Genomic DNA, 14814 nt, shown 5'->3' with positions numbered 1-14814 from the left:
GCTAGGGTAGGGTAGGTCTTCTTAAAATCAAAAGATCGCAGCCTCGTTTCACTCGACAGCTCCTACGGGGAAACGCATTCCGATGTAGGAGCTGTCGAGTGAAACGAGGCTGCGATCTTTTGATCTTTGAGCGCAATAAAAAACGCCAACGCTAGCGCTAGCCGTCGGCGTTCGAAACCTTGAAGGGGTTTATTACTGCGTCAGATCAGAACGCCGGCAGTACCGCGCCGCTGTATTTCTTCTCGATGAACGCTTTCACTTCCGGGCTGGTCAAGGCTTTGGCCAGTTTCTGGATCGCGTCGCTGTTCTGGTTGTCCTTGCGGGCGACCAGGAAGTTCACGTACGGCGAATCCGCACCTTCGATGATCAGGGCGTCCTTGGTCGGGTTCAGCTTGGCTTCCAGCGCGTAGTTGGTGTTGATCATGTCCAGGTCAACCTGATCCAGCACACGCGGCAGCAGGGCCGATTCCAGTTCCTTGAACTTGAAGTTGTGCGGGTTCTTGGCGATGTCTTTCGGTGTAGACACAGCGTTTTTCGGGTCTTTCAACTCGATCAGGCCAGCCTTCTGCAGCAGGATCAGAGCCCGGCCGCTGTTGCTGCCTTCGTTCGGGATCGCGATGGTCGCGCCGTCTGGCAGTTCGGCCAGGGATTTGTATTTCTTCGAGTAGCCGCCGAACGGTTCAACGTGTACGCCGATCACGGTGACCAGGTATTTATCTTTGTCGGCTTTGTATTTGCCTTCGTTGAAGCTGTTCAGGTAAGGCAGGGTCTGGAAGTAGTTAGCATCCAGACGCTTTTCGCCCACCTGTACGTTCGGCTGAACGTAGTCGGTGAAGACTTTGATTTCCAGATCCACGCCTTCTTTGGCGAGGGTCGGTTTGATCAGTTCCAGAATCTCGGCGTGTGGGATCGGGGTCGCCGCAACCACCAGTTTCTCGCCGGCCTGGGCCAGGCTTGCAGTCAGGGCAGCCGCCAGTGCGGTGAACAACAGAACCTTTTTCATGCAGTGTCCTTATCGAAAATCACGGTCGCCAATGACGACGGCTTCTAGTACGAGTGCCAGTGAAGTGCTATCGCTGGCGTGAAGCGGACAATACCGGGATTTTTTATTCCCGAACAATATCTTTTATTCACTTTGATATTCCATTTTGTTCATACAGCTCTAACTCGCCGCTGACCCGTAGGAGCAAGGCTTGCCCGCGATGGCGTCCTTAAAGGTCAACCGCGTCGCCTGGTTCGCGAGCAAGCTTTGCTCCTACGGAAATGCGGTGTTTTTGAGTAACTGTTTCAGGGCGGTTTGCTCGACGACGGAACCACTGGCGAGGATCTGTTTGAGTTGTCGCTCGATCTGCTGCAACGACGGCAACACCTCTGGCAAATTCAAATGCTCCGGCAAAATCTCATCCCCGGTGCTCACCAGCAGCGCAAAGTGAATAACGTTCTCCAGCTCCCGGGTATTGCCCGGCCAACGGTGAGCCTCCAACACCTGCTGCGCGGCCTCACTGATCAGCGGCACCGGCAGGTCGAGGCGCTGGCTGTAGATGCCCAGAAAGTATTCAGCCAGGGAAAGAATGTCCCCCACCCGCTCACGCAACGCCGGCAATTCGAGCTGGCCTTCGCTGAGGTAGTGATAAAGCCGTTCATGGAATTTTCCGGCGGCCACCGCTTGGGCCAGGTCGATGCTGGTGGCGGCGACCAGGCGCACGTCCACCGGGCTCGGCTGGTGCGCGCCGACGCGGGTGACTTCGTGGTTTTCCAGCGCCGCGAGCAATTTGATCTGGATCGGCAGCGGCAAATCGCCGATCTCATCCAGGTACAGCGTGCCGCCATTGGCCGAGCCGAACCAGCCGGCACGGCTACTCGCCGAGCCGGTGTAGCTGCCGGCGGCGTAGCCAAACAACTCGGCGTCGGCGTAGGTCGGGCTGATCGCGCCGCAATTGACCGAGACGAACAACCCGCCGCGATCACTGGCGCGGTGGATGTGGCGGGCGAGCAATTCTTTGCCACTGCCGGTTTCACCGCGAATCAAGACGGAAATCGCGCGCGGTGCCAGTTGCTCCAATTCCTGGCGCAACTGCCGCGAGCGCGGATCGACAAACACCAGCGCTTTGGCGCGGATGCTCAGGGGACTTTTTTCTGCATCGGGAAAGGTCAGCAGTGGCTGACCGAAGGCTTCAAAACTCATGGCAAGCTCCCGCCCAAAACCGCCGGGAGACGGGGGCGTTTAAAGAAAGAAAAAATTCAAGCGCGGCGCAGGGCGTGATGTTCCATGCGGTTTTGCAGGCGATAGAGGTACGCAAACCCCTGCTCCCAGCGCTGGTGACCGGACTTGACGTTGATATGCCCGGCCCCCGACAAAATCCCCGCCTCGGCGCCCCAGTTGCGCGCCAGCTCCAAGGCGCGTGGCGCACTCACGGCGCTGTCGTTGTCGGAGCTGACGACCTGACTCGGGAACGGCAACAGGTGGGTGGGGATCGGCGCGAAGTTACGCAGGGCCGGCGCGCAGGCCGGGCGCTCGACGTCCGCCGGCGCGACCAGCAAGGCGCCACGCACCTGCCGCAAAAACTGCACCGGCGCAGTCGCCGCCCAATGCGCCACGGTGATGCAACCCAGGCTGTGGGCGATCAGGATCACCGGCGTGCTGTCGGCGGCAATCGCCTCGGCCAGCGCCGCGACCCAGTCTTCACGGCGCGGCGTCAGCCAATCGGCCTGCTCCACCCGCGCGCTGTTCGGCAGGCTGTTCTGCCAATGGCTTTGCCAATGATCTTCTGGCGATCCTTGCCAGCCCGGCACAATCAGGTAGCGAATTGATTCGTTGCGCATGGGGGAGCTCTCCTGCTGCGTGTCTGTTCCTGATCGAGTATAGGGACGAGAGTTATATTCGCTAAGGAATAAGAAGCTATTTATTAAGACCCATATCGAATATAAAACACCAATCCCCCGTAGGAGCTGCCGAAGGCTGCGATCTTTTGATTTTGATTTTTAAAAGCAAGATCAAAAGATCGCAGCCTTCGGCAGCTCCTACAGGGGGGCTTTGTTTTGGGCAAAAAAAGGGCCGCACCCTGCCAAGGAGACGGCCCCGGAAACTGTAGAAACCCTTTATTTCGCAGTAATCACCGACAACTTGGTTATCCCTGCCCGCTCAATCGAGGCCATGGCTCGCGCCACTTCGCCGTAATTCACGCCATCATCGGCCTGCAACTGCACCCGCACCTCCGGGTCCTTGGCTTTCGCCGCTTGCAGCTTGAACTCGAGCAATCCTGGCTCGATCTCGTCCTTGTTGATAAACAGCTTGCCGCCGCCATCGATGCTCACCACCAGCGGATCTTTCTGCTCCACCGGGGCCACGGACTCGGTCTTGGGCAGGTTGATCGGGATCGCGTTGGTCAGCAGCGGCGCGGTGACGATAAACACCACCAACAGCACCAGCATCACGTCCACCAGCGGCGTCACGTTGATCTCGCTCAGCACCTCATCACTGTCTTGCGTGGAGAACGCCATATCAGGACGCCTCCTTCACTTTCTGCGCGCCGCCCTGGGCCACGGCTTTGTGCGAAGTCGGGTGGATCAGCAGGCGGAACGAACTCTTCTGCGCCAGGCTGTAGAAGTCATGGGCGAAGTCATCCAGGTCCGCCGCCGTCAGTTTCAGACGTCGCAAAAAGTAGTTGTAAACCAGCACCGCCGGCACCGCGACGGCGATCCCCACACCCGTGGCGACCAGTGCCGCACCAATCGGCCCGGCCACCGTTTCCAGACTTGCCGAACCCGCCGCGCTGATGCCTTTCAACGCTTCCATGATTCCCCACACCGTGCCGAACAACCCAATGAACGGCGAGGTGCTGCCAATACTCGCGACCACCGCCAGCCCGGTTTCCAGCGAGCGGCGCTCGCGGACGATTTGCTGACGCAGCGCACGCTCCAGTCAATCCTGATGGTTGATCGCCTGGCTCAAGTCATTGGTGGCCGGCGTTTCACCGACCTGGATCGCCGCATAACCGGCCTGGGCCACACGGGCCGCCGCGCCGGGTTGGGTCTCGCTCAACTCGGCCGCCGAATCGAGACTCGACGCGGCCCAAAACTGCTTATGAAATTTTTTATCCTGGGCTTTCAGGCGACCGAACTGCACGCCTTTGAGCAATGCCAAACCCCAAGTGGCTATGGAAAAGACCACCAGCAGCCAGATCACCGCGCCTTCGATGGATTCAAGTGGAGAGGCCAGTAACGTCATGATGTATTCCCTCGTGTAAACGTTTCGCGCGAAATTGGTTTCGGTTTAATGAATCTTGAAATCGATGGGCACGCTGACCCAGCCATCCTGGGCCACGTCACCTTGCTTGGCCGGTACGAAGCTCCAACGCTTCACGGCGGCCAGCGCCGCGTCGTCGAGTTGATCGCGGCCACTGCTTTTCTGAATCTGGATCTCGCCCGGCTTGCCGCTGGCCAGCACATGCACCCGCAACAACACCGTGCCTTCCCAACCGCGACGCTGAGCCAGCGACGGGTATTCCGGCGCCGGGTTCTTCAGGTACGCGGCGTTGGCCGAGGCCGGGGTGACTGGCGCGGGCGCCGGTGGAGCGGGTGGTGCCGGCGCTGCGACCGGGGCTGTCGGTTGCGGCGGTGCCGGTGGCTGCTCAACGGCTTTGGGCGCCGGTTTCGGTACGGGTTTAACGACCGGTTTGGGCTTCGGAACGGGTTTGGGTGGCGGTGGCTTTACGGCCAACTCGTCTTCCACGGGTGGTGGTGGCTCGACCACCTGTTGAACCGGGGGTGGCGGCGGTGGCGTCTCGACCACGGGCGGCGCCGGGCGCGAGAACTCAATGGTCATCGGCGGAATTTCCGGCGGCACGATCGGCAGCACGATAGTCGGTTGCTGATTGACCCAATAGATCACCGCGCCGTGCACCAGCAACGCCAGCACGCCGAGCAGAATCGCCTCGCGCCGGCTCAGAATGCCCTTGGGCGCGCGCTGCAAACGCAACTGGCCCAACGGCACGCGTGGCACCCGGCCGAGGTCGACCAACTCGCCACTCGGCGCCTGGCGCCAAAGCACCTCATGTGCGCCGGCGGCGGTCTGGACATTGCCCATTGATTAACTCCCTGCGGTCTCTTTGCGAATAACCCCATACACCCGCTTATCCATCCCCCGCGCGGCGTATCGACGGGCCAATCATTGGGCCAGACGCTTATCTCTTAAAGTAATCTTTTAGGTTATGAATAGATCCGTATCGAATATCAGAATTGATTAAATTCAGCCAAGCCACGCGATACAAGGCTTGTAGCTGAGCGACAAAAACACGATGCATTTCAAGCATTGAAAGTATTCGCGCAGGGCATCGAATCACCGGGGAAGTCATTGCGTTGCAAGCCGAAGCGGTAGTTGGCCGGAAGGCGAGCTATTGCTCTATCAATATGCTTTTTGGATCTAGTAGGTATTAGATTGCTTCATTGACGGAATAAGAGACCGTATTTAAAACCTCACACAAGCTTCGTCGCGAATGCCTTCGAGCTATTTTTTGGGAATGCCGCAAAGCCTATGGATCTTCGCCAACTGCGCTACTTTATTGCCCTCAACGAACACCGAAGTTTTGTCCGCGCGGCCGACGCCATGGGCATCACTCAACCGGCGTTCAGCCGCAGTATCCAGGGGCTGGAGCAAGAGTTCGGCTGTGTGCTGGTGGACCGTGGCAACAAGGATTTGCGCCCCACACCGGAGGGCCAAGTGGTGCTGCAACACGCCCTGACCCTGGTGCAAGGCGCAGCGTTGCTCACTGCCGAAGTCACGCAGATGACCAAGCTCGACGCCGGTGAATTGCGCTTCGGTTGTGGCCCGGCGCCAGCGGTGAAACTGGTGCCGGATGCGGTGGCGCAATTCATCAACGCGCACCCGAAAGTGCGCACCTGTTTCCAGGTGGATAACTGGGAAAAACTCAGCCGCGCCCTGAGCCGTGAGGAGATCGAATTCTTTATCGCCGACATTCGCCATTTCGAGGCCGACCCGAACTTCCAGACCCAGGCCCTGACGCCCAAGCGCGGCGTATTTTTCTGCCGACCGGGGCATCCGCTGTTGGCCAAGGACAGCCTGTCGACCAACGACATGTTCGACTACCCGCTGGCGACCACGCTGATCCCGCCGGGCATTCGCAAACTGTTGGCGAACCTGAGCGGGCGGATGGATTTTTCGCCGACCGTCGAGACCGAGCACTTTGCGGCGCTGGTGAAGATCGTGCTGCAATCGAACGCGATTGGCATCGGCACGCAAGAGGCGTTTATCGAGGACATTGCCCGGGGTTCGCTGGTGCTGCTGCACTGGCGCAACCTGCCGCAGGACATCGAGAGCATGAATACGCGGTGCGGGATTGTGAGTCGCACGGGGTTCCGGTTGTCGCCGGCGGCGCGGGCGATGATTGAGACGTTGGTGGCGGTGGATAAGCAGCAGATTAGCGTCGCTGTTTAGGGCCTCTTCGCGAGCAAGCCCGCTCCCACATTTGATTGGCGGTGGACACAAATTTTGTGCCTGGTCGAGATCCACCGTGGGGGCGAGCTTGCTCGCGATGAGGTCATCAGCGACAGCCCATCAAGCCTGAGCGGTACGCACCTCTTCCCCAGCCACTTCGTCCTTGCGCACAAACCGGTTCGCCCGCCCGAACGTCCCGAAATCATTAAACCGAACCCCCATCTCGCGCATCACCTTATGCGCCACCGGCACAGTCATCTGGCGGATGTAAAACGGCTCCTTCACCACAAAATGATGTATCCCGTGGCTGCTGCCGAAGTTGAAGCAGAACGCCTGCAACGGCCACATCCACCATGGGTTCAAAACCTGGGTTTGCTGGATCACATTTCCCAATTCCACATCACCGTAGTAATGCATGTTCGAACTGACAAAGTGCAGGCAGAAGGTGCGCAACACGTTCGGGCCGATGATCACCACCGCCGCGATGTCGATCACCTGCATCACTGACAATGTGGTCGCCGACCATTCAATCGGTGTGCCGAGTAGATGGGCGATGCCGTTGGCCCCGTGGAAGCCGAGAAACACGTACCACGCGCCCCAATGCACCAGCGCCAGCGGCGCGTAGACCTTCAAGGTGCGTTTGATGATGCTGAATTTATGCGCCCAGGTTTTGGCCCGCAGCATGCGGATAAACGCCGACATCACGTTATCGCCGACCATCAGCAACCGCGCGATGCCCCAGGGTTCGCCGTTGGTGATCGCGCGCTCTTCCATGTCGGCTTCGGTGCCGGACACCTTGTGGTGATTAAGGTGCAAATGCCGGCGAATCCATGGGTTGATCGTGCTCGGCCGCGCCAGCCAGACCAGGCCCATCATCAGGTTGTGCGGCAGGCGTTGCTTGCGGAAATACATGCTGTGGATCAGGTCGTGCTCCAGCTCATGGGTCAACGAGGCGAAAAACGCGTTGAGCAACAGGCACACCCACCAAGCCATGTGCCCGGTGATGTAGAGCGCGGCCGAGCCGATCATCCCGGCCAGCGCAAAGGCCAGAATGCCCGCGCCCACGGCGTCCTGATGGTTGAGAATCGGGTAGCGTTTGCGCAGTTCGACACCCTTGGCCAGCACCACGTCGCGAATATGCGCTGATCGCTGGGCTGCATTCAGTCGCTGGGGACTTGCAGAAGTACCGTCCATGCTTCCATCCTCTGGTTATTGATGTTCGCATCCTGCCTTGTGAACCCTCACAACGTGGTAGCCGTGAACGCCAACCTGTTGACCGGAAGCGCCAATCAGCATGACTGAACCGACCTCCCTCGCCAGCTGGACCCGCGCCCTGCGCAAGCAACTCGATGCGTTGGGCCTCGACAGCACCGCCCTGTGCCAACAGGCGGGGCTCGACCCGCAGTTGATGGACGACCCGAACGCCCGTTACCCGTTGTCCGGCACCACGCGCCTGTGGGAAATCGCCGTGCAGGTCAGCGGCGACCCGGCGATTGGCTTGCGGGTGTCGCGTTTCGTCAGCCCGACCACGTTCCACGCGCTGGGTTATGCGCTGGTGGCCAGCGGCAGTCTGCGGGAAGTGTTTGAGCGCATCGTGCGGTATCACCAGGTGGTCAGCGATGCGCTGGAACTGGAACTGACCCGCAGCGAAGATCGCTACCGTTTCTGCCTCAAAGTCCCGCCCGGCAACCCGGCCCCGGCCTTCGAAGCCATCGATGCGTTTGCGGCGATTTACGTGCGCACCTGCCGCAATCGCCTGGGCCGCGAATACGCGCCACTGGCGGTGTACCTGCGTCGCCCGGAACCGGCGGACCCACACCAATGGCACAAGGTGTTCCGCGCTCCGGTGCATTTTGCTGCCGACGAAGACCGACTGGAATTCGCCCTCATCGACTTCGAAAGCCACCTGGACGACGCCAACCCGGAACTGGCCGAACACAATGAAACCGTGCTCAAGCGCACTCTGGCGCAACTCAAACCGCTGACCTGGGAACGCAAGGTCCGCGACGCCATTGAAGAGCAACTACCCGAAGGCGAGCCCAGCGCCGAACACATCGCCAAGACCCTGCACCTGAGCTTGCGCAGCCTGCAACGGCACCTGGCGGACGAGGGATGTCGGTTCGACACGCTGCTCAACGAAAGCCGCGAGAACCTGGCGCTGCTGCACCTGCGCGATCCGCTGTGTTCGTTGAGTGAGATCAGCTATTTGTTGGGGTTTGCGGATACGAGCAGTTTCAGCCGCGCGTTCAAACGCTGGACGGGGATGACGCCGGGGCAGTTTCGGGACGGGTTGCGCTGACGGAGCTGGGAGGTGGGTTGCCGGGTCTGGCCCCTTCGCGGGCAAGCCTCGCTCCTACGGGTCGTGCGCGGTCCCTGTAGGAGCGAGGCTCGCCCGCGAAGCGATTATTCAAACAACGCGAAACGCTCTCAGCGCCCCCGATCCCGCCGCAACAACTTGCGCACCCGCGCCACCAACTCACTCACGGTAAACGGTTTGAGCAGGTAGTCATCCTCATGCAGTTCCAACCCGCGCAGGCGATCTTCGATGCCGTCCCTGGTGGTGAGGAACAGCACCGGGGTTTCGCCGAGTTTGCGGATTTGTTGTTGCAATTGCCAACCGTTGAGGCCCGGCAGCATGACGTCGAGGATGATCAGTTCGTATTCGCCGGACTCGATAAAGCGCCGGCCGTCCATGCCGTTGAGCGCCACATCCACCGAATAGCTCGCTTCGTTCAGGCCATTGGCGAGGAGCTTGGCGGTTTCGGGTTCGTCTTCCACTAACAGGACACGCATGGCACACCTCGATTATTCAGGGGTACAGGCTAGGCGTGTTCGGGCGCAAAGCCCACCAATTACCGCCAGATTTTAAAAGATCGCAACCATCGGCAGCTTCTGCATTGGATGGCGAACACCTGTAGGAGCTGCCGAAGGCTGCGATCTTTTGCTTTAAACCACCGCCAACGCGCGCAGCCGCTCGGCATCCAGAATCTCGATCTCGCCATAGCCCAGGCCAATAATCCCCTGGGCCTGCAATTCCTTGAGCATCTGGTTGGTGGTCTGGCGTGACAGCGAGAGCATCGACGCCAGTTGTTCCTGGGGCAGTTGCAGCACCCGGCGCGGCGGGTCGATCTCGCCGTAGCCCTTGGCGATCATCAGCAAGCGGTGGGCCAGGCGCGCCGGGGCGGGCATCAGGCTCAGTTGTTCAAGGTTGATGAAAGTCAGGCGCAGTTTGTGGCTCATCAGCAGCGCCAGTTGCCGCCAATACAGCGGCTGTTCATCGAGCAGCTTCAGCAACACGGTTTGCGGAATGTGCAGCAGCACGCACTGGCCCACGCTGTAGGCATCGTGGGTGCGTGGCTGGCCATCGAACAGGCAGATTTCGCCGAACCAGTGGGGCGGTTCGACCAGGCTCAGCAGCGCCTCCTTGCCCTGCTCACTCACCGCGCCGATGCGTATCGAGCCTTCAAGCACGGCGTACATACCGCACGGTGGATCGCCGCGCTTGAACAGCCGCTGCCCCGTCGACAACCGCCGCACCCGGGCCGCTGCCAGCAGACTATCCTGAAAGGGAACGGGTAAATGACTGAACCACTGCCCACTCATCAGGCGTGGACGCCAGACCTGCATATCCATGAAGTCTCCTAGAGAATGTCGCCTGGCTGACAGAGAGCGCGCCGAACCCGGGGCATGATCAGTCACCCTACAGGAGGAATAACAATGAAAAGCCTCGTTGACCATCTCAGTCAATACGCCGCGTATCACCGTGACCCGCGCAACATCGCCAGCCACTTTATCGGCATTCCCTTGATCGTGGTGGCGGTCTCGGTGTTGCTGTCGCGGCCGGAATGGCCGCTGGCCGGGGTCTGGCTGTCTCCGGCGGTGCTGCTGGCGTTGGCGTCGGCGTGGTTTTACCTGCGCCTGGAACTGCGCCTCGGGGTGCTGATGACGCTGTTGTTGGGCCTGTCGGTCTGGCTGGGGCATGTGCTGGCGCAACAAAGCACGATGCTGTGGCTGAGCAGCGGTTTGGCGATGTTTGTGATCGGCTGGGCGATTCAGTTTGTCGGCCATCACTACGAAGGACGCAAACCGGCGTTTGTCGATGATGTGACCGGGTTAATTGTCGGGCCGTTATTTGTGGTGGCGGAGTTGGCGTTTTTGCTGGGGTTGCGGCATGACCTCAAGGAACAGATTGAGGCGCGGGTGGGGGGTGTGCGGGTCAATCCGAAAAACGCGGCGGCTTAGGCCGCTTTAAAAGATCGCAGCCTGCGGCAGCGCCTACGGTGAAATGCGTCGATCATCAATGTGTGAACGACTGAAAACCCTGTAGGAGCTGGCGAAGCCTGCGATCTTTTGATCCTAGATATTGGCGACTTTCTGCCAGACCTTCGGCTTGAAGAACAACGTCTCGCCCTTGGCCAACCCGACCAGGCTGTCGTGATCCTTCACCACTTCGGCCTCGATCAATTCGCTCTGCCCTTCTACCTTCAGCGTCACCCGCGTGGTGGCGCCCAATGGCCGGATATCCCGCACTTCCGCCGCGTGGTGATCCTCCAGCTCATGCCGCGACAGCGACACTTCATGTGGACGGAACAGCACGTGATTGTCGTCGCCCAGATGCAAGCGGTTCGAATCACCGAGGAAGTGATAAACGAAATCGCTGGCCGGGTTTTCGTAGACGTCGCCCGGTGAGCCGATCTGCTCGATCACGCCTTTGTTCATCACCACGATGCGGTCCGCGACTTCCATCGCTTCTTCCTGGTCGTGGGTCACGAACACGGAAGTCAGGTTGATGTCTTCGTGCAGCCGCGCCAACCAGCGACGCAGTTCTTTACGGACCTTGGCGTCCAGTGCGCCGAACGGTTCGTCCAGCAGCAAAACCTTTGGCTCCACCGCCAATGCGCGGGCCAGGGCAATCCGCTGGCGCTGGCCGCCGGACAGTTGCTCCGGGTAGCGATCCGACAGCCAATCCAGTTGCACCATGTTCAGCAGTTCATGGACTTTCACCGCGATCTGGCTTTCGCTCGGGCGCTGGTTTTTCGGCTTCATGCGCAGGCCGAACGCGACGTTGTCGAACACCGTCATGTGGCGGAACAAGGCGTAGTGCTGGAACACGAACCCGACGTTGCGATCCCGTACGTCGTGGCCGGAAACGTCTTCACCGTGAAACACGATGCTGCCCTGGTCCGGGGTTTCCAGGCCGGCAATGATCCGCAGCAGCGTGGTCTTGCCGCAACCCGACGGGCCGAGCAGCGCCACGAGTTCGCCGCTCTGGATGTCCAGGCTGATGTCGTTCAGGGCCTTGAACGCGTTGAAATTCTTGCTGACGTTACGCACTTCGATCGACATGAATTATTCCTCCGCGGCGCTGGCGCGCAGGCGGTTAATACGGTTTTCGCTCCACTGCTTCAGCAGCAGGATGAAGAGCGCCATGATCAGCAACAGGCTCGCCACAGCGAACGCGGCCACGTGGTTGTATTCGTTGTAGAGGATCTCGACGTGCAGCGGCAAGGTGTTGGTCACCCCGCGAATGTGCCCGGACACCACCGACACCGCACCGAATTCACCCATCGCCCGCGCGGTACACAGCACCACGCCGTAGATCAGGCCCCATTTGATATTGGGCACGGTGACGTGCCAGAACATCTGCCAGCCATTGGCGCCGAGCAGGCGCGCGGCTTCTTCTTCCTGGGTGCCTTGTTCCTGCATCAACGGGATCAGCTCCCGGGCCACGAACGGCACGGTGACGAAAATCGTCGCCAGCACGATGCCCGGCAAGGCGAAGACGATCTGGATGTCGTGATCCTGCAACCACGGCCCGAACAGGCCCTGGGCGCCGAACATCAGCACGTAAACCAGGCCGGCGATCACCGGCGAGACCGAGAACGGCAGGTCGATCAGCGTCACCAGCATGCTCTTGCCACGGAACGAGTACTTGCTCACGCACCACGCCGCGCTGACGCCGAACACCACGTTCAGCGGCACCGAAATCAGCACGGCAATCACCGTGAGTTTCAGCGCCGACAAGGCGTCCGGTTCAAATATCGCGGTGAAGAACGCGCCCAGGCCGTTTTTCAGGCCTTGGGACACCACGATAAACAGCGGCAACAGTAAAAACAGAGTGAAGACCAGCCAGCACAGGCCGATCAGGATGCGCCGCGAGGTCGCACTGCCACGGCGGGCAGCGTTGGCCGAAGAGGCGGCTGCAATAGACGATTGGGACATGGTTCGCGCCTCCTTATGGGGTTTCGATGCGCCGCTGCAGCAAGTTGATCAGCAGCAACAGGACGAAGGAAACCACCAGCATCAACACGCCAATGGAGGTTGCACCGGTGTAATCGTATTGGTCGAGTTTGACCATGATCAGCAGCGGCAGGATCTCGGTTTTCATCGGCATGTTGCCGGCGATGAAAATCACCGAGCCGTACTCACCGACGCCACGGGCAAATGCCAGGGCAAAACCGGTCAGCCAGGCCGGCAACAGCGCGGGCACCAGGATGTAGCGGAACACTTGCAAGGGCTTGGCGCCGAGGCACGCGGCGGCTTCTTCCACTTCACGGGGGATGTCGGCCAATACCGGCTGCACCGTGCGCACCACGAACGGCAACGTGACGAAGGTCAGCGCCAGGGTGATGCCGAGCGGGGTGTAGGCGATTTTGAAACCCAGGTCCGCGGCGAACTGCCCGACCAGACCGGTCGGCGTGTACAGCGCAGTCAGCGCGATACCGGCCACGGCGGTGGGCAACGCGAACGGCAAATCGATCATCGCGTCGATGATCTTGCGCCCCGGGAATGTGTAGCGCACCAGTACCCAGGCCAGCAACGTGCCGATGAGGCCGTTGATGATCGCGGCATACAGCGCGGTGCCAAAGCTCAGCTTCAACGCCGCCAGCACCCGAGGCGCGGTGACGATGGCGTAGAACTGATCCCAGGTGAGTTGGGAGGCATGGATGAACATCGCCGCCAGTGGAATGAGCACAATCAGGCTGAGGTACACCAAGGTGTAGCCCAGCGTCAGCCCGAAGCCGGGTATGACGGGGGAGATACGACGCGACATAGAAGTCCTTGGTTGAAAAATCAATCAGCTCAACGCATCCATGTGGGAGCGGGCCTGCTCGCGAAGAGGGAGTGTCAGCCGATCAAAATATTGACTGACATTCCGCTTTCGCGAGCAAGCCCGCTCCCACCTGTTCCGCGCCCAAGCTTAAGGCTCGTTGTGTGGCTTACGGCAGGTTACTGCGCCTGGTAGATCTGGTCGAACACGCCACCGTCATTGAAGAATTTCGGTTGGGCAGTTTTCCAGCCGCCGAAGTCTTTGTCGATGGTCACCAGATCCAGTTTCGGGAACTGCTTGGCGTATTTGGCCGCTACGTCCTTGTCACGTGGACGATAGAAGTTTTTCGCCGCGATTTCCTGACCGGCCGGGCTGTACAGGTGCTTGAGGTAGGCTTCGGCGATTTGCTCGTTGCCCTTTTTCTCGGCGTTCTTGTCGACCACGGCCACGGGCGGCTCGGCGAGGATCGACAGCGAAGGCACGACGATTTCGAACTTGTCCGCACCGCCGTCTTCTTTCAGCGCCAGGAACGCTTCGTTTTCCCAGGCCAGCAACACGTCGCCCTGACCGTTGTTGACGAAGGTGATGGTCGAACCGCGAGCGCCGGTATCCAGCACCGGTACGTGCTTGAACAGGGTTTGAATGTAGTCTTTGGCCTTGGCTTCGTCGCCGCCGTTGGCTTTCAGGCCGTAGGCCCACGCTGCGAGAAAGTTCCAGCGAGCGCCACCGGAGGTTTTCGGGTTCGGGGTGATGACCGACACGTCGTTCTTGACCAGGTCGCCCCAGTCCTTGATGCCTTTAGGGTTGCCCTTGCGCACCAGGAACACGATGGTCGAGGTGTATGGCGTGCTCGCATCCGGCAGGCGTGTTTGCCAGTCGGCCGGCAGGGTCTTGCCGAGTTTGGCGATTTCGTCGATGTCACCGGCCAGGGCCAGGGTCACCACGTCGGCGCGCAGACCGTCGATCACCGCCCGGCCCTGCTTGCCCGAACCACCGTGGGACTGCTGGATTTTCACGTTGTCGCCCGCGTGGTCTTTCTTCCAGAAGTTGATGAATTCAGCGTTGTAGTCCTGATACAGCTCACGGGTCGGGTCGTAAGACACGTTGAGCAGCTCGTAATCCTTGGCAACCGCGGAGCCTGCAAAAAGGGCGCTGGCCAGCGCGGCCAAAGCGAAATGACGAATCGACGACATGGTGAAAGCTCCTGGAATTCGGGGGTGTTGGCTTTTCTTATGGATTTCTGGAATCGCGGTTGCCGGTTAGAAAAGATCGCAACCTTCGGCAGCGCCCACAGGCACGTAGGAGTTGC

General features: G+C 60.1%; 17 protein-coding genes. 3 read left to right on the top strand and 14 right to left on the bottom strand.

Going from position 1 to position 14814, the window contains the following annotated elements:
• Window positions 1-205 precede the first annotated feature (205 nt).
• From V5E99_RS14950 to V5E99_RS14920, 7 genes are all read right to left on the bottom strand, one after another.
• Window positions 206-1003 carry a MetQ/NlpA family ABC transporter substrate-binding protein gene (locus V5E99_RS14950; RefSeq protein ID WP_123402724.1) on the bottom strand — a complete coding sequence of 266 codons (798 nt, stop codon included), beginning with the start codon at window positions 1001-1003 and terminating at the stop codon, window positions 206-208.
• A gap of 252 nt (window positions 1004-1255) precedes the next feature.
• A complete protein-coding gene (locus V5E99_RS14945; RefSeq protein ID WP_499803118.1) occupies window positions 1256-2185 on the bottom strand; it encodes a sigma 54-interacting transcriptional regulator in 930 nt (309 codons plus the stop codon).
• 56 nt (window positions 2186-2241) lie between these two features.
• On the bottom strand, window positions 2242-2823 hold the full coding sequence (locus V5E99_RS14940) for an alpha/beta hydrolase (protein ID WP_499803117.1): 582 nt from the start codon (window positions 2821-2823) through the stop codon (window positions 2242-2244).
• A 276-nt stretch (window positions 2824-3099) separates the two neighbouring features.
• Window positions 3100-3501: an ExbD/TolR family protein gene (locus V5E99_RS14935; RefSeq protein WP_499803116.1), complete on the bottom strand. Its 402-nt coding sequence runs from the start codon at window positions 3499-3501 to the stop codon at window positions 3100-3102.
• Between the two features lies 1 nt (window position 3502).
• On the bottom strand, window positions 3503-3910 hold the full coding sequence (locus tag V5E99_RS14930) for a MotA/TolQ/ExbB proton channel family protein (RefSeq protein WP_499803193.1): 408 nt from the start codon (window positions 3908-3910) through the stop codon (window positions 3503-3505).
• Window positions 3911-3922: 12 nt separating this feature from the next.
• Window positions 3923-4228: a hypothetical protein gene (locus tag V5E99_RS14925; RefSeq protein WP_499803115.1), complete on the bottom strand. Its 306-nt coding sequence runs from the start codon at window positions 4226-4228 to the stop codon at window positions 3923-3925.
• 45 nt (window positions 4229-4273) lie between these two features.
• A complete protein-coding gene (locus tag V5E99_RS14920) occupies window positions 4274-5086 on the bottom strand; it encodes an energy transducer TonB (RefSeq protein ID WP_499803114.1) in 813 nt (270 codons plus the stop codon).
• Window positions 5087-5533: 447 nt separating this feature from the next.
• On the opposite strand from V5E99_RS14920, the gene V5E99_RS14915 reads away from it, so the two are divergent.
• Window positions 5534-6454 (top strand): LysR family transcriptional regulator, encoded by a 921-nt coding sequence (locus tag V5E99_RS14915; RefSeq protein WP_499803113.1) that lies wholly within the window; start codon window positions 5534-5536, stop codon window positions 6452-6454.
• A gap of 120 nt (window positions 6455-6574) precedes the next feature.
• Here V5E99_RS14915 and V5E99_RS14910 read toward each other — a convergent pair whose 3' ends face one another.
• Window positions 6575-7648: a fatty acid desaturase gene (locus tag V5E99_RS14910; RefSeq protein WP_499803112.1), complete on the bottom strand. Its 1074-nt coding sequence runs from the start codon at window positions 7646-7648 to the stop codon at window positions 6575-6577.
• Between the two features lie 100 nt (window positions 7649-7748).
• On the opposite strand from V5E99_RS14910, the gene V5E99_RS14905 reads away from it, so the two are divergent.
• Entirely contained in the window at window positions 7749-8753 is a 1005-nt protein-coding gene (locus V5E99_RS14905; RefSeq protein ID WP_499803111.1) for an AraC family transcriptional regulator, read from the top strand.
• A 128-nt stretch (window positions 8754-8881) separates the two neighbouring features.
• Here the strand turns inward: V5E99_RS14905 and V5E99_RS14900 are convergent, their stop codons facing one another.
• On the bottom strand, window positions 8882-9247 hold the full coding sequence (locus tag V5E99_RS14900) for a response regulator (protein WP_499803110.1): 366 nt from the start codon (window positions 9245-9247) through the stop codon (window positions 8882-8884).
• Between the two features lie 153 nt (window positions 9248-9400).
• Entirely contained in the window at window positions 9401-10087 is a 687-nt protein-coding gene (locus tag V5E99_RS14895; RefSeq protein WP_499803109.1) for a Crp/Fnr family transcriptional regulator, read from the bottom strand.
• A gap of 84 nt (window positions 10088-10171) precedes the next feature.
• On the opposite strand from V5E99_RS14895, the gene V5E99_RS14890 reads away from it, so the two are divergent.
• Entirely contained in the window at window positions 10172-10696 is a 525-nt protein-coding gene (locus tag V5E99_RS14890; RefSeq protein ID WP_499803108.1) for an Mpo1 family 2-hydroxy fatty acid dioxygenase, read from the top strand.
• Window positions 10697-10810: 114 nt separating this feature from the next.
• On the opposite strand, the gene V5E99_RS14885 is transcribed toward V5E99_RS14890, so the two are convergent.
• From V5E99_RS14885 to V5E99_RS14870, 4 genes are all read right to left on the bottom strand, one after another.
• A complete protein-coding gene (locus tag V5E99_RS14885) occupies window positions 10811-11800 on the bottom strand; it encodes a sulfate/molybdate ABC transporter ATP-binding protein (RefSeq protein ID WP_213941851.1) in 990 nt (329 codons plus the stop codon).
• A gap of 3 nt (window positions 11801-11803) precedes the next feature.
• A complete protein-coding gene (gene cysW / locus V5E99_RS14880; RefSeq protein WP_054050211.1) occupies window positions 11804-12676 on the bottom strand; it encodes a sulfate ABC transporter permease subunit CysW in 873 nt (290 codons plus the stop codon).
• 13 nt (window positions 12677-12689) lie between these two features.
• Window positions 12690-13508, bottom strand: a complete 819-nt coding sequence (cysT, locus tag V5E99_RS14875) for a sulfate ABC transporter permease subunit CysT (RefSeq protein WP_499803107.1) — start codon at window positions 13506-13508, stop codon at window positions 12690-12692.
• Window positions 13509-13684: 176 nt separating this feature from the next.
• A complete protein-coding gene (locus V5E99_RS14870) occupies window positions 13685-14698 on the bottom strand; it encodes a sulfate ABC transporter substrate-binding protein (protein WP_213941852.1) in 1014 nt (337 codons plus the stop codon).
• Window positions 14699-14814 lie beyond the last annotated feature (116 nt).

It is taken from the genome of Janthinobacterium sp. LPB2021202312-11-4, assembly GCF_037049705.1.
Classification (GTDB): domain Bacteria; phylum Pseudomonadota; class Gammaproteobacteria; order Pseudomonadales; family Pseudomonadaceae; genus Aquipseudomonas.
Note: the sequence above shows the minus strand (reverse complement) of the source record. Positions and strands in the feature narration are given on the sequence as shown.